Below are 19,107 nucleotides of genomic sequence, written 5' to 3' on the forward strand. Positions count from 1 at the left end.
CGCTTGCAGGCAGAAAATAGAAGTCTGAGTAAAAACGCAGACAGTGTCTCTTAGAAACTGGGGTTGCCCAGTGGTTAGCCTGGCTGGGTTTCACAAACCGTATTGAAAGTCTGTATTGTCGAGTCGACGCTATTTTTTGCTCGTGGCATCAGCCTATAGTTCACCCGGCATTGCATCTGGCTCCCTTCGCCCCATGTCACGCGCAGTTGACCCCTGCTTTCAGCCACTCGCGCAAACAGTTGCCCACCCTGGCCTACCGAACCGACGCTGTTGCCTTTACTGTCAAAAATATCGGCCCCAAACGGCACCGGTTCACCCTGATAGGTCGCATTCACCAGAATCGGTGTGCCCTGCTTGGTGGTGTATTTCACCTTCACCACCGCCCCGGAATACGGCGCCACTTTCTGGCTGGTATTATCCAACTCCACGCTGGCGGCCGTGCCTTTCGGATCAATGCTGACTTCATTCATCTGGTACGGGTTCAGATAAGGCACCACCGCATATCCCCACGGGTCAATGTGCACCCCTGGATAAGACGAGACGCTGGCCCCTTCCGCGCCTTTGGCTTCCACCAGGGCGAAGGTGTCCGAGGTGTACGGCGTAAAGGTCGCCCCACCCGCATGCGCAATCATCGTGCCGTTTATCCCGGCTGAGGCGCTCTGGTAGTTTTTACCGGTGCTGTAAGTCCCACTCAGCGCTGCCGCCGGGCTACGGTAGTTACCGCTCACCGAGCCACTGGAACCCACACCCTGATTGGTATTCATGGCCGTGACGCCGTAGCTGAACTGATCCCCTGCCCCTGCGCTGCCAGACACCGTGGCCTGCTGGCCATAACGCCCCGTACTGTCATGCGACAAGTCCATGCGCAACTGAGGGGTGTGCGTCTGGTCGGCGCGGCCCAATGGCAGGCTGAAGCTCAGCAGGTAATTGGTTTGCGCCGTTCCCAGGCTGGAGAAACTGCGGTTGATGCTGAAACCGTAAGAAAGGCGTTGATAGCGGTTGTTGTAGCCCATCTGGTACTGCTTCTCGCTGCCGTCTTTGTTCCAGTAGTTCTGCAATGAACCACTGATGTACAACTGCCCCCAGCCCTCGGGTAATCCCTGCCCGGCGGTCAGCGTCAGGCGGTTTTTGGCGCGTGAAATTGCATCCGGCGAATACCCTTTTGCGACCGCCTCACGGGTCTGCATTGCGGTCATAAAGTCCATATAACCGTTGGTGGAGAAGCGATAGGCTGCCAATGACAGGTTACTGTTGGTTTCGCTGATAAGCTTGCTGTAGCTCACCTGATAACTCTGCCCGCTGAGGCTGTTGCTCGCCTGGTGTTGGCTATCATCGGTCACCGGGCCTTTCCCCAGATGCGTGCGCGCCTGGGTGACATCAAACGCCAGCGCCCCGATCGGCACACCGATTGCGGTCCCCAGTTGCAGCGCATAATAATCCTGGCTCGCCTGCAGGCCGCCATAACCGGTGATGGCATTAGTCAACCCGTACTGATAGGTTGCCTGGTACAACGCCGGTTTTTCACGCAGGTTATCACTGCGCATTTCGCCCGCCGTGACGGCATAGCGCGATGCCCCCGGGCGCAACAGTTGCGCCACCGAGGCATAAGGCACGCTGAAGGTCTGTTCGGTGCCGTCTGACTCACGCACGTTAACAACCAGATCGCCGCCGTAGCCGGTCGGGTACAGATCGTTGATCAAGAACTCCCCTGGCGTGACCGTGGTTTCATACAGCACCTGGCCACTCTGGCGCACGGTGACACGGGCATTAGTCCGGGCAATGCCGCGGATTTCCGGCGCGTAACCGCGCAGGGACTCTGGCAGCATCCGCTCGTCGGTGGCAAGCTGAATACCGGAGAACGGCAAGGTATCGAAGAGTTGTCCGGTGGTATTCGATTGCCCCATCAACAGCCGCGCCTTCAGCGCCGGGATATCACGCTGCAGGTAGGTATTGATATTGCTGTACTGGTTTGGCCCGTTGTCCATATGGGTATACGAGCCGTTGTGCCGCAGGTACCAGGCCCCGACGTTCACCCCGGCATTCACCCCGGCAAACACCGAATTGAAGGTATTGCCCTGCGATTCACTGGTGTACCCATTGACGTTATAACCCAGCAATAATGCCGGTACGCCACGATCCCATAATTCCGGGCTGACGGTTCCCCTGGCAGTATTCAGCATATAGACCTGCGGAATAACAATATCCAGGCGTTGTTCATTACTGTCGTAGTTGACCCGCGCTTCAGGTAACTTGTGTTGCAGGTCTAGGCACAATTCGCCGCCATTTTGTTGGTTTAAAAAATCGGCAGGCAGTTTGTCGTAATTAAACGCAATGTTTTTAGCGAGATCATGGGTCAGGCAGGGATATATCGATTTATCTGCTCGCGCCTTGAATTCAATATCGGTATTACTGATGAGCTGATGATTAATATATAAAGCGGTTCTATACACCCCAGGTAGCCCGGAAGATCCGTTGGCAAAGCGGCTGAGGTCAACCGATTTCTGATCATCAACATTCAGGAAAGAAGCATCGAATTCCAGATTCTTTGCGATCTCTTCCTGTGGAGCAGAAGCAACCGTTTCAGCATTGACCTGTCCCACGCAAAAAGTCGATAAAATGGCCATCGCCACGGGGGATAGTCGGCCATACAAGCCACATTGCAAAGATTTTGACATAAAGAATCCCTTCAAGAATTTATTTCCTGAATCATGATTGATATCGTAATTAACTCTAATTAACTCTATTTACGCCTATCCGGCGGCTTATTTCACGACAGCGTCAAAGGTATTCACTGCACCATAATCATTGACAAAACTGCCGGTCACTTTACTGCCTACCTGCCCGGGTAAATTCAGTACCAGGGTAGAGCGTGGCGCAATCATGGCGCTTTCGAGTTTCTTGCCATTGACCGACAGATCCACGAGAGAAGCATAATACGGGGTAGGATTGGTCGCCTGCACGCTGTTACCCTGGCTGCTCCAGGTCACCGCTTTGGCCGCATCGTTGGCATTGCCTTCCAGGCCCACCGGACGATAGAACAGTTTGATACGGGTACGGAAAGCCATCTGCAGACGGTTTTCGCTGTCTTTCGCCTGGCTTTTAGCCGGGACTTCCAGCACGTTCAACCAGAACACCGATTCTTTATCCATCGGCAACGTGCCGCCCGCGTAGCTGATGCGCAACGTCTGGCCCTTGCTGGCCTCAACGCGGTTCATCGGCGGGGTCAGCACAAATGGCACTTTGATGGCTGCCGGTTTGGCATTGGTGTCACCGTTATCGATCCAACTTTGCAACAGCACCGGAGACGGACCGACATTGTTGATCTTGACGCTGACCTCTTTGGCATCAGAAGGATAAATCACCCGCGTGCCGCTAATTACCACACTGGCCAGGCTGTGTGCGCTGAACAGTGCAGCGACGGCAAAGGTACACACCTGACGCTTATTAAGAGAAATATACTGCATAATACACTCCTGACGAACACCCGGATTGGGAGGGGAATACCCCCTCCCACAGCCCATTACTGGTACTGAATAGAATAAACCACGTTGCTGACCACAGTACCCGCTTGGGTTGGTGCTTCAGCGTAGTAACGCACGGCGTATGGCAGAGTCGCGCTGCCACCGGAAACGTCTTTATAGGTAGTCTGGGTTACCTGGTTCTGGTTACCGGCCAGGATCACTGCCTGAGACGCGCTGGATGCATCCAGCAGTTGCAGGCTGACACCCGTGGCGGTACCGGTCAGGTTTTTCAGACGGCCAGTCACGGTATCGACCGACGAGCCCGCTTCGAAGAAGGCAGAAGCGGTCCTCAGCGTACCAGCACAGTTGTTCAATGCCATAATAAAGCCCGTCTGGCCTGCCGTCTTAGTGGGAGCATCCAACTGGTTGGTGCCTACCGTTGGCAGAGTCACCGTAGCATCGGCAGTCTGGCCATCAACCACTACATCGCAGGTGTTCGCCGTCAGCTTACCGTTAAAGGTGATGGTGCCGGTAGAAGCCGCCTGAACCAGACCCACGGAACCGAATACGGCGAACAGAGATGCAACGATTGCTAACTTTTTCATATATATTCCTACTTACCTTGTATTGTTAAACCATTTTAATATCCATTAAAATGGGGTGATGTATACCTATATATATAGGTATATTGAGCTTGCTCTGGTCTTAATAGAGCAAAATTTATATAATATGTAATGAATTGACTTTAGAACTCCCTATTGAATAGCCAATACCATGTACATTCCCAATAAAATCATCAGGAAGACCAATAGAGGAGAGCTTTTTTCTTAATTCATTGATTGTTTGCCAAAGTCGTTGATTGGACGCTGACAAACTAAATTCTTCCCACACGCTTTTCATAATGTCATTCTTATCAATGACTGCATTTTGGCTATTGACCAGCAAGCAAATTAACAACCGAGATTGAGTTTCATTTAAAGAGACAGCCTTGAAATAAATGGAATGTTCAGAGGATTCGTCACTGTAATAAAAGAGTTTTCTATTAGCAATATTAAATAGGATGTTATCATCAAGCAGAAAGCCATAGAGTCTATTTTCCATTTCCACACAAATCTCGGTTCATTATTTCCCTTTTAACAATAAAAATAACAACCCACCATTGAGTCGCTTATTATATAAGTCATTCTCTTCATGGCAACTTATCTAAAACAATAATGTTACCCACTCTTAAAAAACGCATTTCAGAATTTAATGCTGAAATGAATAAATTTTTAGGTATTTTAAATTAAAAATCATATATTCAATATGCGTTAATCATGTCAATACTAGAAATACTCCATCAACCAAAAATTCTGAATTTTTTAAAAAAAAAGTTAAAAAAGCCGATTGTGTTATTTTTTTATTTAAAATCAATAAACTATAAAAACATTATCAGTTAGGATTTATCTGCCCATAAATGAGTGAAAATGCCATTCTGCTCTATTCCCCTACACAACAAATGGCTTCAGTACCATAATGAAGAGCAAGCTAATAACCACGTAACATGACTAATGGGCACGGCAAACAGATGGGTTCTTTAATCAAACCGGCGTAATCGTTTGCTCAGCACATTACGGTTAGTAATTATACAACCGGTACCACGCCTCTTTGGCAGAGATTCAGCACCACCAGATTAATATCACGCCTCTGCCAGCGCCCCAGAATTAGTTTGACCGGGCTGGCTCTCATTTCAACTGGGTAATCTCACCCATCGCAGTTTTGCACGCTGGCTTTTTTAATACTTGCCAGAACCACCTGCAAGCAGGGCGATTTTTCGCCTCCACATTGAGCGAAGTGAAAGAGGTCACTGGCTCTAAAGCAAGGTTTTACGTTCCTTTTATTCAATAAGAGAAAAATCAACATTCTATTATGGGATGTAAAGCAGCAAGCAAGAGGAATATCTCCCCCGGTACCTCATTGCCAATATACGCACTATAGGATTTTTCTTCTTAACTGTGAAGACTTTATTTTTTATCAATGATAAAAAAATAGCTTTATTAAAAAAAATCTAATGAATCTTAGGGTGGAAATCACTGATAGAAATCATATAACCGACTGTTTTATAACATGTGGATACATTTATTTAAAAATTTTTAACACAAAAAAACAACAGAATAAAAGTTACAACAAAAGAATTATTCATGAGATTTATATGCTTTATGTACCGTGAAAGTTTGTTTATCTGCATATTCACTTCTGAAATGCTGACATAATAGCCAGAGATACACCGCCTCATATATAAGATATTCCTTACCCCTGTGGAATATTTCACCGATTGAATATAGCCTTATGGTGTCGTAAAGCATTATCCTGCGTATGGCGGAACTGTACCGAGAAACATAGCGATAGTTTCCAACGACTCTGCCTGCACACTTACACAGTTCCTCTCTCATTCCACAATTACGTACAGACTTTACATTGGTAACGAATTTCATCTGCTAACTGTTTGGCAACGAGTGTCATTGCCATTTTTTTGCTGTATATCAGACTAAAGGTGCCATCAAGAAGCTTCTCTTTCACTGGCACTTTGCAGAGGGCTTTCTCGCTGTGGGGTTGGGTAAACATCATTTCCGGCCCAATAAAAAAGTAATCTAAATATATAAAAAGATGTTCCCCTATGGCTAGTGAGTCACTGAATAAATAACGTGAATTATAACGTGTGTATTATTGTAAAAGCGCAGCCTGACAACAGGCTGCGCTTACGCAATAGATCAACAGCTAAAAACCTCAGGCTAAGGCTTTAGCCTTAAGCTGCAAGTATTCACTTTCCGTAATCGTCCCCTCATCCCACAGTTTTTTAGCATCTGCAATTTGCTCAGCGGGCGATTTCCCGGCAACTTCGCGAATATACTCATTGGTCGCCGAGACATTTTTCTGCACCAGCGCACGATGCCGCTCGGCCATACCTTTACCACGCGTAATCAGGTAAACCAGTGAGGTTAACAGCGGGATGAACAGCAGGAAAATAATCCATACGGCCTTATAAAAACCACTTAGCTCGTGATCTCGAAAAAGGTCGGAGACGACTTGGAACAGAATAAACAGGTAGGCAATAAAAAAGAACAGTGAGAATGTCGTTGCCAGAACATCCCAAATAGTCAGTAAATGTGCGGTCATTATCGTTCCTTAACATCAAACAAAGCATAAAAAATCTTTTTTAATCCAAGTCATGTCCGCATAATTTTAACAGTGGCTGAATCATCACCACCTTTTCACTTTCCTGTGCCCTTCGTTCTCCTGAAAATTAACGGCATAACACAACCCAGATCGACTTGATAACCACTATAACTATATGTCACGGTTTCATTTTTTCCATGTTGTGCATTAAAAATAGTGCGGGTTCCCTGCATAGCGTTACCGCCAGGGAACCCGTGAATAATTTCCTGCCAAGGAATTTTATTGAGGTTTTTGCCCTATTTCAGGTTTGAAGTAACCAATGCCGATAGTTTTACGAAAACGCCATGGCTGCCACCTTGGCCATAACACCTCGGAGATCATGGCGATCGCTATCCAGCGAAACCAGGTGGCAAAGGTATTGCTATACCCCTGTGGCTCTTTATAGCCCTTTACCCAGCCATCATAGCCGCGCTCACCGAGCAGCGAGTCAGGAAAACCGCCATCCGGATTCTGGAAATCCAGCAATTTTGCCAGCATGCCACGCAGCCAGAACTCGATCTCATCGCGCCGGTGCGGGCAACGGGCAACGCCGTGAGCCAGAATATCGATAATATCGACATCAATACAGCCGCTGCGAATCGCGATCGGCTGCTCCAGGCAACGGCTAATCGACTGGTTGAAATAGGGGATATTTTCATCCAGCGCATAGAAAACGTGGAGATTATGCGTGGCCCCACAGAGCGCAAACAGCAGCGCCTCCTGGCTGAACTGCTGGCCAGGGCCCCAGAAGCCGGAATAAGGCTCACTTTGCTGGTTATGCCAGAAGATCATACCCTGTAGGCGCTGGGCGGCAGCACCGCTTGGTTTTCTCTGCTGTTCAAGCAGTAAGAAGCTGCCGAGGTTGACGATATTATTCCCTTCCAGCCAGGGATCGCGCATATCGCGCTGGCCTAACCATGCCCAGAAATATTGGGGATCAAGGAACGGGGTTAAAAAAGGCAGTTCTACGCGATCCAATTGCTCTAATACCTCTAATGCCCCCATGCAATAGTTGGTCGCATGAAAGCGCATATACTGGCGAGTTGCTTCAATATCGGGGCGCTTCCAGGTGTCCTCCCAACGTAATCCCGGTAACAGGAAATAGCCCTCTTCCTGCTGATGGCTTAAAATCCAGTCTGCCAGCCGCTTTTTCTCCTCAATATGATCGCCCAACAGCACTCGGGCCATAGTTCCGTCATAAGTGCCGGAAAGCAACATCTGCGGCCACCGTTCCGGCTGATGATATTCGCTAACGCGCAATACGCCCGGCACGCCATCAGGCAACTGCATGCTATTCAACCAACGTAGACTCTGATTTTTAGCCGCCAGAATACGCTCCTGCAACAGGCTATCGGTCAATTTCATCTTATTTCCTTTTAATCGTTAAGTTTCGCCGCAGACATATTGGGGATTAAGAAGTGCATAATGAGGAAGCCAAGCAGATAGGCAAAACCACCCATCAGGAAAATAGACCAATAGCTTCCGGTGGCCTGCAAAATATGCCCCGTGGCCTGGGCAAAAATAATAGAACCGATTGAACCAATTAAGCAGCCAATACCAACCACTGCGCCCACCGCCTGTTTAGGAAACATATCCGATACGCTGGTGTAGAGATTCACCGACCATCCCTGATGAGCAGCAACCGCAATACCGATCAACCCCACCGCCAGCCAAAGATTAGAGACGTTAGAAACCAGCAGAATAGGTAAAACGCAAATGGCGCACAGCAGCAGCGTTAATTTACGTGCCTTATTGACCGCCACGCCACGATTCACCAGCCAGGCAGGAAGATAACCGCCCCCCAGCCCACCCAAGGTGGCCAAAATATTGATTAATACCAGCGGCATTGCCATGTGCGCCATATCAATACCGCGTGCGTCATGCAGCCATTTTGGCAGCCAGAAGAGGAAAAACCAGAAGATCGGATCGGTCAGGAATTTGCACAGTGCAAAAGCCCAGGTCTGGCGATGTTTTAACAGCCCTAACCAACTGACTTTTTGCGGAGCCTGCTCAGCCACTTCTGGCTCATCATCCTGATGGATCCAGGCTAACTCCTCCTGATTAACTTTTTTCGTCTTGCCCGGTTTGCCGTATAAAAATAGCCAGAAAGCAATCCAGATAAAGCCCACGGCCCCCGTCACCACAAAGGCTTCACGCCATCCCCATTGCAGCGCGATCCAGGGGATAATAATCGGTGCAAAAATGTTACCGACGTTAGAGCCTGAGTTAAAAATACCGGTGGCGAAGGCACGCTCACGTTTAGGGAACCATTCCGCTGCCACCTTGACCGCAGAAGGGAAGTTGGCGCTTTCCCCCAGGCCCAGAAAGATACGGGCGTAAATAAATCCTACTACCGTGCTGGCTGCGCCATGGGCCATTGCCGCCACGCTCCAGATCGCCAGGGCAATCGGCAATACCAGGCGCGCCCCGTACAGATCGACGATCCGGCCACAAATAAATAAACCTACGGCGTAGGCGGCCTGAAACGCGGTAACGATATTGCCGTACTCAATTTCGTTCCAACCAATGTCTTTTTGTAACATCGGGGCCAACAGCCCCAAAATAGAACGGTCAAGATTATTAATAGTGACAGAAAAGAACAGTAATGCGCACACGGTCCATCGGTAGCGGCTCATGGTAACGCCCGACTTTACCGCCTGTTCACTGAGCTCGCTTCGTAATTCACTCATCGTATTACCCTCCAGTGCCAGATAGAAACAGCCTAAAATCACGCCATTCCAGTCTATGGGGGCGGTTTAAAAACGCAGACGGGCACGAAATAGAATTGAGAACTCAAAAGGCGTCCGATTATTTTTTGTGAGCCACTTCGCGGTTGCCAGAGGTTATTGTGATGCAGATCGCGTCAATAAAAATAACTCTGTGATGAATATCACTCTCCGAACCGGCTGAATTCAGACATTAATCACAATTTTCTTTTTTCATCATGACTTATTTCCTGGCCATTACCCTAGACTCCGCAACCACAAGGCGACAGCGGTTATTCTCCAACAATACTTTAGCGCTAAAGGGAAATACCATGCTTGAAAAGTCTGACCTGGCCGAAAATGCCGTTGAATGCCTGCATAACGAACAATACGATCGCCCCTATAACCGGCAGAATCTTAATCACCACAACCTGCTGTTCTGTGACGGCCGAGAGCGCGAAAGCCTTGGCGGAGAGTGGCGCTTTACCCTGGATCTGCACGATACCGGGCTGAGACAGAAATGGTTTTTGCTGCAACCGAGCGACGCGGAAACACGCCGAGATCCCTATGACTATGACCCATTCGCCGGGGAAACCATTCCTGTTCCCAGTTGCTGGCAGATGATGAAAGACAAGTGGTTTTATTTTGAAGGCAGCGCCTGGTATACCCGTGAGATTGATTATGTGGTGCGCGATGAGGATGAACGCATTTTCTTGCGTGTTGGCGCTGCCAACTACGACTGCAAGGTATTCCTTAACCATCGCTTTATCGGTAATCATTATGGCGGTTCAACACCTTTCTGCGCGGAATTAACCCCGGAGCTGCAACCGGGTAATAATATCCTGATGCTGTGCGTGAATAATAACCGCACCACCGACAGACTGCCGCTGCGTAATAACGACTGGTTTAACTACGGCGGAATTTATCGCGAAATCGATTTGATCCGCACGCCAGCAAATTATATCCGCGATCTTTTCGTCTATCTGGTTCCTGATGGCGGTTACAACCGCATAGCCGTCAGGATCGCCGTTGAAGGGCAGGCAACGGAGGTTAATTTTACTTTAACTGAGTTGGGTATTAGCCAAAGCTTACCGGTGGTTGAAGGGATCGCCGAAGCCACCTTCCCCGTGCGGCCGATGCTGTGGTCGCCCGAGCAACCGAAGCTCTACCAGGTTATGGCGTCACTGGGGCGAGATTGGGTGAGCGATCGCGTGGGTTTCCGGCAGATAGAGGTGGTGGGCACCGATATTCGCCTGAATGGCCGCTCGCTCTACCTGCGTGGGGTTAACTGCCATGAAGACGACCTGCTGCTGGGGAAAATGACCAGCGAAGCCGATATTCGCCGCCGCTTTCGCGATGCCAAGGAGTTGAACTGTAATTACCTGCGTCTGGCTCACTATCCGCACCACGAAATGGCCGCACGCATTGCTGATGAAGTGGGCCTGCTGCTGTGGGAGGAGATCCCGAACTATTGGGCTATCGATTTCAGCAACCCGGCCACGCAGCGCGATGCGCATAACCAACTGATGGAGCTGATCATACGCGACCGCAATCGCGCTAGCGTGATTATCTGGTCGGTGGGTAATGAAAACGCCGATACCGACGAGCGGCTGCATTTTATGACCACGCTGGTTGAGGCGGCGCGGCAGGCCGATCCCAGCCGGTTGATTTCAGCGGCCTGCCTGGTTAACCATGCCAAAATGAAGATTGAAGATCGCCTGGCGGAACATCTCGACATCATCGGACTGAATGAATACTACGGCTGGTATGAAGAGAACTTTGAGGATCTGATCGCGTTGGGGGAAAACTCATCGCCTACCAAGCCGGTGGTGATTACCGAAACTGGGGCAGAAGGGGTTCTGGGCGATCACGCACCACAATCTGGCCCGTTCTCTGAACACTACATGGCGGAAGTCTATCGTAAACAAACCGCCTATCTGCCAAAACTCGGCTACGTGCGCGGCTTCACGCCATGGCTGCTGTACGACTATCGCTCGGAACGGCGGCAGAATCCTTACCAACGGGGGCTTAATTGCAAAGGGTTGATCGCCGCCGATAAACACACCCGCAAAGCGGCTTTTTACATCCTGCGGGATTTCTATCAACAACTAAAACAGGCTGACTAATCCTGACACAGGCTATCCGCCAGGCTGATGAGCCTGGCGGGATCGAACAGCATCGCCAGATAGTGGGGCTGCTGTTGCTCCTCCTTCTCCAGCCATTCATCAATGCGCAGCGCCAACTGCCGCAGCTGCGTGATCTGCTGCGCCAAATCAAATGAGGAGATGCCACTCTGGCTGCCATAGCGTTCAAGCATCAACTTCATGGCTACCCCTTGCGCCACGGCATCAAACATATCGGTGTAGTAGGCGACCCGCTCCCAGACCCGTTTGAAGAGCGCACTCTTTTCCTCAGCAATATCAACACACTGTAATAGCTGATGTAACTGGCTGCGGGAGCTTTGTGCCAGAAAAAGTGCCCGTTGCTTCTCCAGCAGCAATTGCTGGTACTGTTCGCGGCCAGCATCCGGGCTGTCGGTGGGGAAAAGTGACGACGCCCCCAGATATCCCTGCGCATGGCGCGCATGCAGTTGCAACAGTTTCACTGCCTGCGCATAGGTTTCCGGTACCTGGCTGTAGTGATGCAGAACGTGGCCCAATATATAGGGGGTTTTCTTCATCCATTCATAACTGCTGGTATATAACTGATGGAACGCGTTCAGTTCAGCCGTTTCCACTTTATGGTCCAGCATATCGGTTAACCAACAGTGAAACGCCTGTTTTTCTGACAGACACATTTCGCGGCCAAACATCGCCAGCCCATGCAGGTTGACGGAATTGACCGAGTTAATCAGCGAGCTGTTAGAAATCCATTCCCAACTGAGCCTGCCGGTGATGGCCTCCAGGCGATCGCCTGCCACGTTCTCACCCCAACTGAGCCGCCCCTGAATTTCCTCTAGCAGATAACAAGGCAGCAGTGTCCAGCCATACTCCAAGCCCCACATGTCAAACTCGATCCACTTGATGCGGCCAGCCAACTGCGTAAGCAACGGGTTATTGGCAAACCCAGGGCGATAGCCGTTAGCCACCGCTTTTAATGACACCCGCACATCCGGCGGCAGCACCTGCAACGCATTGATCAATTGCCAGGGTGCGGCGTCGTCATCCATGTAATCACGCAACACCATTTTCTTCCCCAGGCCACGTAGTGTTTGATAAAGGTAGGGGAGCGTTGATGACCAGTTGGCGCGATAGGCCTGATGCCGGGGCAAATTGACAATCACCCCGTCGATACCGGGTAAATGTTGCAATGCTTCAACCAGCGCCTGCTGATAGAAATTTTTCCAGAACAGTTCATCGGCATGGCTGTTCTCTATCAAGGCATATTCAGGGTACTTTTCCTGTAATTTCCCACCATGAGGAAAGGCTTCACCCTGGAGCCAAACGCCGATACCGGCGAGATTGCAATAACGGGACAAGCGCTGCAGATACAATAGGCGCTCCTGCCGTTCACGCAGCAGGTTCTCCCGGCTATGCAGGCAATAAAGAGAGGGCAATACCAGTAGGGCTAATAGATCCTGCTGATGAACAACCAGACCGTTAAAACGATCCCGCTTCATGACGGCAATCACTTCCTGCAAATGTGGCCAATGCCAGATCAGCGAGGAATTCACTTCCAGTAAGCGAAGCGGGATCAGCGTTTGCACGGTTCTAGGTTTTACTCATTCGGTTTACTATTTCGGGCTTAGCTCAGCAGCAACCCGTCATCATCCAGCTTTTCGCCGCGCGTTTTTTCAAACATCTCCAGCAGATCGGTCACCTGCATGTTTGCCCGCTGCTTACCGCTGACATCCAGCACCACGCGCCCCTGATGCAGCATTACCGTTCGATGGCCGTGGTCCAACGCTTGGCGCATCGAGTGCGTCACCATCAGCACCGTCAGTTGCTGCTCAGCAACAATGCGGTCAGTCAATGCCAACACAAAGGCCGCCGTTTTAGGATCGAGCGCTGCCGTATGTTCATCCAGCAACAGTAACCGGGAAGGCTGTAGCGAAGCCATCAATAGGCTCACCGCCTGCCGCTGCCCACCGGAGAGCAAGCCCATATGATCGCCCAAGCGATTCTCTAACCCCAACTCCAGCGTGGCCAGCTTGTCACGGAACAGCTCGCGCTGTTGGCTTTTTACCGCGCGCTGAAACCCGCGGGCTTGACCGCGCTGCAACGCCAGCGCCAAGTTCTCCTCAATGCTCAACCCTTCACAGGTCCCCGCCAGCGGATCCTGGAATACCCGAGCCACCATGCCAGCACGGCGCCAGGCGGGCATTGAGGTGACGTCCTGTTCACCAATAAACAGCTGACCGCTATCGGGGGTAATATCACCGCTGACCGCATTGAGCAGCGTGGACTTTCCTGCCCCGTTGCTGCCAATCACCGTAACAAACTGCCCGGCTTCAATGTTCAGAGACAGGCCGCGCAATACCGGGTTCTCCAATGGAGTGCCGGGATTAAAGGTTTTAAACAACTGCTCGGCACGCATCATGATGATCGCCTTCCTTGCTTGCTTTTCAATTTCTGTTTCAACTTCGGCAGAACCAGTGCCAGCGTAACCAGTACTGCGGTGATCAAGTTCAGATCCTGCGCCTGAAGACCAATAAAATCGGCATTCAAGGCCAGCGCGATCATCAGGCGGTATAACAACGCCCCCAGCAACGTCGCCAGGGTGATCAGATAAAGGCTGCGAGCAGGCAACAGCGTCTCACCGATGATTACCGCCGCCAGACCAACCACGATGGTACCAATCCCCATAGAGATATCGGCACCGCCCTGGGTTTGTACATACAGCGCTCCGGCCAGCGCAATCAGCGCATTAGAGAGCGCCATGCCGATCACCGTCAGCCGATTGGTGGCAATCCCCTGAGCGCGCGCCATACGCGGATTCGCGCCGGTTGCACGCAGAGCCAGGCCGACTTCGGATGTCAGGAACGCATCCAACGCCACCTTAACCAGCAACACCACCACCAGCAGCAGCAACGGCTGGATCAGCCAGGCATTATCTTCAACCTGGCTGAGGAAAGGCGTGAACACGCTCGGCAAGCCAATGAGCGCCAGGTTAGGTGCACCCATAATGCGCAGATTGATGGAATACAGGGCAATCATCACCAGAATACTGGCCAGCAGTTGCAGAATACCGAGCCGCACATGCAGCCAGGCGGTCAGACAACCCGCGCCAGCTCCGGCGATAGCCGCCAGCCCACAAGCCAGCCAAGGATTGTAGCCACTGACGATCATGATTGCGGCAACGGCACCGCCTAAGGGGAAACTGCCGTCAGCGGTCAAATCGGGAAAGTTGAGTAAACGAAAGGAAATCAGCACCCCAAGCGCCACCAGCGCAAAGATCAGACCGATCTCCAAAGCCCCCATCAGGGAAATTAACGACATGCAAACCTCATAAAAAACCTTGGCCCACCAGATCTGGCGGGCCATTCCCTAGAATAAAAAATCACTTAACACGGAACGTTACTTGATCACTTCCTGCGCTGACTGCACCAGATCCGCAGGCAGGGTAGCGCCCTGCTTCTTCGCGGCGGCTGGATTCACACTCAGGCTGAGCTTGTTACCCACCTCTGGCGCAATGGTGCCGGGCTTTTCACCCTCTAACAGGCGCACAACGATCTTACCCGTCTGCCGCCCCAGGTCGTAATAGCTCATCCCCAGCGCAGCAGCAGCACCGCGTTTGGCAACGCTGTTGTCGCCCGCGATCAGCGGGATTTTAGCCTGATTAGCCACCGCAACCAGTGATTCGTAGGTGGAGATCACGTTGTTATCGGTATTGGTGTAGATCACATCAACTTTACCCACCAGGCTTTTCGCCGCCGGGCTCACGTCAACGGTGCGCGCTGCCGGGGCTTCAATCAACGTCATACCGCGCTTGGTTAATTCCTCTTTCAGCTCTTTAACCACCACCGTCGAATTGACTTCACCAGGGCTGAACACCATGCCAACCCGCTTGGCGTCTGGCTTAACTTTTAAAATCAGATCCACCTGCGGGCCCATGGCGACGCGGTCAGAAACGCCGGTCACGTTGGTGCCGCTTGGCTCCCAGCTTTTGACCAGCTTGGCGGCTACCGGATCCGTTACCGTAGTAAACACCACCGGAATGGTTTTGGTAGCGGCAATCACCGACTGGGCTGCCGGGGTTGAGATCGCCACTATCGCATCGGGCTTGTCACCAATAAATTTACGTGCGATCTGCCCGGCGGTAGCCATATTCCCCTGTGCACTCTGGAATTGAATCTTGACCTTATCCTTGTCATAACCTGCGGCTTTTAACTCATCAATGACGCCGTCACGCGTCGCATCCAGCGCCGGATGGTCAACGATCGAGACGATAGCCACCGATTTCGGCGTAGCCGCATAGCTGCTTACTGCAAATAAGGCTGCGGCAACGGCGACAAAAATCTTTCGATTATTTAAAAGCATAGGGGCATCCTTTTAGAGTTATAGTGAGCGCCTGAAATAGCGGCAAATCATCCTAACACAGTGTTTTACCGCCATCCACGAGCCTACATTCCGTTAACATCCAAAATCAGAAGAAATCATTTGATAAGCTGACTGAGATCGGTGATTCAGCTCACAAATCCCCGCGCTTTGGCTCGCCCCTTGCTTAATACCGGTCAGTTAAAGCACTTATTTAAAAATCGCGGTGACCACGTCCTTTTCCCCCGCATAGGCGTAGCCACGGTACATCCCTTCACTGTTAAAGCTGAGGCTGATATTGCCCTCTGCATCAACGGCAATCAGGCCGCCCTCTCCACCAATCGTCGGTAGCTTTTCCATCACCACCTTATCGGTGGCCTGCTCAAGAGATAAGCCCGCATAGCGCATCAGTGCGCAAACATCATAGGCGGAGAGCAGGCGCATAAAGGTTTCACCAGTGCCGGTGCAGGAAATAGCGGCGGTGTGATTATCCGCATAGGTTCCTGCGCCGAAGATCGGGCTGTCGCCGACGCGGCCTACCTGCTTATTGGTCATTCCTCCGGTGGAGGTCGCCGCGGCCAGATTACCCTGGCTATCGAGCGCCACCGCACCCACGGTGCCGAATTTCTGCTCTTCATTAATTGGCGCGGATTGTACGGTTAAGGCTTCGCCACTGTGATCGAGCGCGGTGCCCCCCTGATGATCCCGCACCCGATAAAGTTGCTCACGGCGTGCTTCGGTAGAGAAGTAGCTGCTGTCCACCCGTTCCAGACCGTGCTGCTGGGCAAAATCCTCGGCTCCAGCGCCGACGAACAGCACATGCTCGCTGTGCTCCATGATCGCGCGCGCGGCCTTGATCGGGTTCTTGATCTGGCTGACGCAAGAAACCGCCCCGGCTTGCAGATCTTCGCCACGCATGATCGCCGCATCCAGCTCATGGGTTTCCGCATGGGTAAAGACCGCGCCTTTACCGGCGTTGAATAGCGGGCAGTCTTCCAGCAGGGTTACCGCCAGGGTCACCGCATCGACGGCGCTGCCGCCCGCGGTAAGAACCTGCTGGCTTGCCAGCAAAATGTTGCGCAAGGCGGCATGGTACTCCTGCTCTTTTTCAGCGTTAACTGCCTGGCGGCTGATTGTCCCTGCTCCACCATGTATAACGATTACGGGTTTTATGGCATGCATTTGATAACCTTAATAAGTTGCTTAAACAGACTGCTGACAAAGCCCGTTATTAGGGGAGAGCGTGCCGGAGGGGTCGTAGCGGCGTAAGCCGCCTGAGTGCCCCTTGGTGCGCTAGGCCCAGGTATCTCGAGCTAAAAAATCACTTTATTAATTAATTCTCTCAACGTGATGGCAAGCCACCCGGGTATCGCCAAAAGCGCGTAACTGCGGTTCATCGTGCTGGCAGCGTTCATCGGCAAACGGGCAGCGCTTATGGAAAGCGCAGCCAGCGGGCAGATTTAACGGGCTGGGTAGCTCCCCCGTGATTTTAATCTTTATTTTCCGATCTTCCGGGTGGATGGTCGGCGTCGCCGATAGCAACGCTTTGGTATAGGGGTGCAACGGCTGCGCATACAGCGCAGTTTTGCTGGCGATCTCAACCGCACGCCCCAGATACATCACCATCACGTCGTGCGCCACATGCTCCACCACGGAAAGATTATGGGAAATAAACACATAGGTGGTATTAAATTCCGCCTGTAGATCCATAAACAGGTTCAGTACCTGCGCCTGAATAGAGACATCCAGCGCCGAAGTGGGTTCATCCGCAATCACAATCTTCGGGTTGAGCATCATGGCGCGCGCGATGGCAATCCGCTGCCGCTGCCCGCCGGAAAACATATGCGGATAGCGCTGATAATGTTCCGGGCGCAGCCCCACTTTCGCCATCATCATCCGTACCCGCTCTTCGCGCTCTTTGGCATTGAGTGAGGTGTTGATCACCAGCGGATCGCTCAGCTGCGTGCCAATCTTGCTGCGCGGGTTTAACGAAGCATAGGGGTTTTGAAACACCATCTGCACTTTGCTGCGCATTGCCTTGCGCTGTGCAGCATTGGCTCCCACCACGTCCTGCCCGTCCAGCACCAGCGAACCCGAAGTCGGCGCTTCGATCAGGGTTAACTGACGCGCCAGGGTTGATTTACCGCAGCCGGACTCACCGACTACTGCCAGGGTTTTACCGGTTGCCAGTGAAAAACTGACGCCGTTGAGCGCCTTAACGCGCTGGGGTTTGCTCAAGAAACCTTGGCCAACCTGATAATGACGAGTCAGATCGGTGGCCTGCAATATTGTTTTCATCGTTGACCTTCGGCGCTGAGAGGAAAGTGACACCTGACGGCATAGTGATCCGCCACCCGGAGTTCTGGCCGCTGAATGCGGCATTGATCCTGCACATAAGGGCAGCGTGGAGCCAGCAGACAACCCACCGGGCGATCAAATTGCCCCGGCACGATCCCCGGCAGGGTAAACAGCCGCTCCGTACCTTTGCTATGCTCAGGGATCGATTTCAGCAACGCCTGAGTATAAGGATGATGCGGCTGGCGGAAGATCGCAGGCACCGCAGAGACTTCGGCAACCTGCCCGGCGTACATCACCACCGCTTTATGGGCGATTTCCGCCACCACTGCCAGATCGTGGGTGATCAGGATCAGCGCCATGCCCTGCGTTTTCTGCAAGTTCAACAACAGCTCCATCACCTGCGCCTGGATGGTGACGTCCAAAGCCGTGGTTGGCTCATCGGCGATCAACAGCTTAGGCTTACAGGCGATCGCCATGGCGATCATCACGCGCTGGCTCATGCCCCCCGACAGCTGATGCGGGTAGGCTTCTAACCGGCGTGCAGGATCGGGGATCTCCACCAGCGTCATCAGTTCAATGGCGCGATCCCGCAGCGCACTGCCCTTCAGGCCGTGGTGCAGCGTCAGCACTTCCATGATTTGCCGGCCCACGGTATAGCTCGGATTGAGCGAAGACATCGGATCCTGAAAAATCATGGCAATGTCTTTACCAATGATTTTGCGGCGCTCGCGGGCCGACATATTCAGCATGTCATTGCCGTTAAATTGCAGCATGTCGGCAGACACCCGCCCCTGCTTTTCCAGCAACCCCATCATCGCCATCATGGTGACCGATTTGCCCGAACCGGACTCACCGACAATACCGACGATCTCCCCCTCTTCAACGGTTAAATTCACATTCTCGACGGCACGAAACGGTTTTGCCCGCGCGCCGAATTCCACAGAAAGATTACGAATCGCTAACAGACTCATG

Annotated in this window: 15 protein-coding genes; 1 reads left to right on the forward strand and 14 read right to left on the reverse strand. The window is 51.8% G+C overall.

Annotation, left to right across the window (positions count from 1 at the left end):
* Positions 1–74 precede the first annotated feature (74 nt).
* From ACX1CU_RS20000 to ACX1CU_RS20030, 7 genes are all read right to left on the reverse strand, one after another.
* Positions 75–2,675 (reverse strand): fimbria/pilus outer membrane usher protein, encoded by a 2,601-nt coding sequence (locus ACX1CU_RS20000; protein WP_459399966.1) that lies wholly within the window; start codon positions 2,673–2,675, stop codon positions 75–77.
* Between the two features lie 87 nt (positions 2,676–2,762).
* Positions 2,763–3,464, reverse strand: coding sequence for a fimbria/pilus periplasmic chaperone (locus ACX1CU_RS20005; protein ID WP_459399967.1), 702 nt, complete (start codon positions 3,462–3,464; stop codon positions 2,763–2,765).
* A gap of 56 nt (positions 3,465–3,520) precedes the next feature.
* The gene (locus ACX1CU_RS20010) at positions 3,521–4,066 is read right to left on the reverse strand and encodes a fimbrial protein (protein WP_459399968.1); all 546 of its coding nucleotides are present in this window, start codon (positions 4,064–4,066) and stop codon (positions 3,521–3,523) included.
* Positions 4,067–4,181: 115 nt separating this feature from the next.
* Positions 4,182–4,562 (reverse strand): winged helix-turn-helix domain-containing protein, encoded by a 381-nt coding sequence (locus ACX1CU_RS20015; protein ID WP_459402870.1) that lies wholly within the window; start codon positions 4,560–4,562, stop codon positions 4,182–4,184.
* Between the two features lie 1,665 nt (positions 4,563–6,227).
* Entirely contained in the window at positions 6,228–6,617 is a 390-nt protein-coding gene (locus tag ACX1CU_RS20020) for a hypothetical protein (RefSeq protein ID WP_459399969.1), read from the reverse strand.
* 279 nt (positions 6,618–6,896) lie between these two features.
* Complete coding sequence (locus tag ACX1CU_RS20025) at positions 6,897–8,021, reverse strand: hypothetical protein (protein WP_459399970.1); 1,125 nt, start codon at positions 8,019–8,021, stop codon at positions 6,897–6,899.
* Positions 8,022–8,032: 11 nt separating this feature from the next.
* Complete coding sequence (locus tag ACX1CU_RS20030; protein ID WP_459399971.1) at positions 8,033–9,346, reverse strand: MFS transporter; 1,314 nt, start codon at positions 9,344–9,346, stop codon at positions 8,033–8,035.
* Between the two features lie 347 nt (positions 9,347–9,693).
* Between ACX1CU_RS20030 and ACX1CU_RS20035 the strand changes: the two genes are divergently transcribed.
* Positions 9,694–11,487 (forward strand): glycoside hydrolase family 2 protein, encoded by a 1,794-nt coding sequence (locus tag ACX1CU_RS20035; protein WP_459399972.1) that lies wholly within the window; start codon positions 9,694–9,696, stop codon positions 11,485–11,487.
* On the opposite strand, the gene ACX1CU_RS20040 is transcribed toward ACX1CU_RS20035, so the two are convergent.
* From ACX1CU_RS20040 to ACX1CU_RS20070, 7 genes are all read right to left on the reverse strand, one after another.
* Positions 11,484–13,067 (reverse strand): hypothetical protein, encoded by a 1,584-nt coding sequence (locus tag ACX1CU_RS20040; RefSeq protein WP_459399973.1) that lies wholly within the window; start codon positions 13,065–13,067, stop codon positions 11,484–11,486. The two genes, ACX1CU_RS20035 and ACX1CU_RS20040, sit on opposite strands and share 4 nt — an antisense overlap.
* A gap of 38 nt (positions 13,068–13,105) precedes the next feature.
* Positions 13,106–13,900 (reverse strand): ABC transporter ATP-binding protein, encoded by a 795-nt coding sequence (locus ACX1CU_RS20045; RefSeq protein ID WP_459399974.1) that lies wholly within the window; start codon positions 13,898–13,900, stop codon positions 13,106–13,108.
* Positions 13,897–14,799 (reverse strand): ABC transporter permease, encoded by a 903-nt coding sequence (locus ACX1CU_RS20050; protein ID WP_459399975.1) that lies wholly within the window; start codon positions 14,797–14,799, stop codon positions 13,897–13,899. The genes ACX1CU_RS20045 and ACX1CU_RS20050 overlap by 4 nt, the downstream gene beginning before the upstream one ends.
* A gap of 78 nt (positions 14,800–14,877) precedes the next feature.
* Entirely contained in the window at positions 14,878–15,840 is a 963-nt protein-coding gene (locus tag ACX1CU_RS20055) for an ABC transporter substrate-binding protein (RefSeq protein WP_459399976.1), read from the reverse strand.
* A gap of 207 nt (positions 15,841–16,047) precedes the next feature.
* Complete coding sequence (locus tag ACX1CU_RS20060; protein WP_459399977.1) at positions 16,048–17,019, reverse strand: isoaspartyl peptidase/L-asparaginase family protein; 972 nt, start codon at positions 17,017–17,019, stop codon at positions 16,048–16,050.
* Between the two features lie 147 nt (positions 17,020–17,166).
* On the reverse strand, positions 17,167–18,135 hold the full coding sequence (locus ACX1CU_RS20065) for a peptide ABC transporter ATP-binding protein (RefSeq protein ID WP_459399978.1): 969 nt from the start codon (positions 18,133–18,135) through the stop codon (positions 17,167–17,169).
* Positions 18,132–19,106, reverse strand: coding sequence for an ABC transporter ATP-binding protein (locus ACX1CU_RS20070; protein ID WP_459399979.1), 975 nt, complete (start codon positions 19,104–19,106; stop codon positions 18,132–18,134). Before ACX1CU_RS20070 ends, ACX1CU_RS20065 begins: the two co-directional genes overlap by 4 nt.
* Between the last annotated feature and the right edge of the window lies 1 nt (position 19,107).

The organism is Serratia sp. D1N4 (genome assembly GCF_054552755.1).

Excerpts from the sequence above, each read along its gene's own strand:
- ACX1CU_RS20000 (WP_459399966.1), bottom strand. The coding sequence starts at position 2,675 with ATGTCAAAATCTTTGCAATGTGGCTTGTATGGCCGACTATCCCCCGTG.
- ACX1CU_RS20005 (WP_459399967.1), bottom strand. The coding sequence starts at position 3,464 with ATGCAGTATATTTCTCTTAATAAGCGTCAGGTGTGTACCTTTGCCGTC.
- ACX1CU_RS20010 (WP_459399968.1), bottom strand. The coding sequence starts at position 4,066 with ATGAAAAAGTTAGCAATCGTTGCATCTCTGTTCGCCGTATTCGGTTCC.
- ACX1CU_RS20015 (WP_459402870.1), bottom strand. The coding sequence starts at position 4,562 with ATGGAAAATAGACTCTATGGCTTTCTGCTTGATGATAACATCCTATTT.
- ACX1CU_RS20020 (WP_459399969.1), bottom strand. The coding sequence starts at position 6,617 with ATGACCGCACATTTACTGACTATTTGGGATGTTCTGGCAACGACATTC.
- ACX1CU_RS20025 (WP_459399970.1), bottom strand. The coding sequence starts at position 8,021 with ATGAAATTGACCGATAGCCTGTTGCAGGAGCGTATTCTGGCGGCTAAA.
- ACX1CU_RS20030 (WP_459399971.1), bottom strand. The coding sequence starts at position 9,346 with ATGAGTGAATTACGAAGCGAGCTCAGTGAACAGGCGGTAAAGTCGGGC.
- ACX1CU_RS20035 (WP_459399972.1), top strand. The coding sequence starts at position 9,694 with ATGCTTGAAAAGTCTGACCTGGCCGAAAATGCCGTTGAATGCCTGCAT.
- ACX1CU_RS20045 (WP_459399974.1), bottom strand. The coding sequence starts at position 13,900 with ATGATGCGTGCCGAGCAGTTGTTTAAAACCTTTAATCCCGGCACTCCA.
- ACX1CU_RS20050 (WP_459399975.1), bottom strand. The coding sequence starts at position 14,799 with ATGTCGTTAATTTCCCTGATGGGGGCTTTGGAGATCGGTCTGATCTTT.
- ACX1CU_RS20055 (WP_459399976.1), bottom strand. The coding sequence starts at position 15,840 with ATGCTTTTAAATAATCGAAAGATTTTTGTCGCCGTTGCCGCAGCCTTA.
- ACX1CU_RS20060 (WP_459399977.1), bottom strand. The coding sequence starts at position 17,019 with ATGCATGCCATAAAACCCGTAATCGTTATACATGGTGGAGCAGGGACA.
- ACX1CU_RS20065 (WP_459399978.1), bottom strand. The coding sequence starts at position 18,135 with ATGAAAACAATATTGCAGGCCACCGATCTGACTCGTCATTATCAGGTT.
- ACX1CU_RS20070 (WP_459399979.1), bottom strand. The coding sequence starts at position 19,106 with ATGAGTCTGTTAGCGATTCGTAATCTTTCTGTGGAATTCGGCGCGCGG.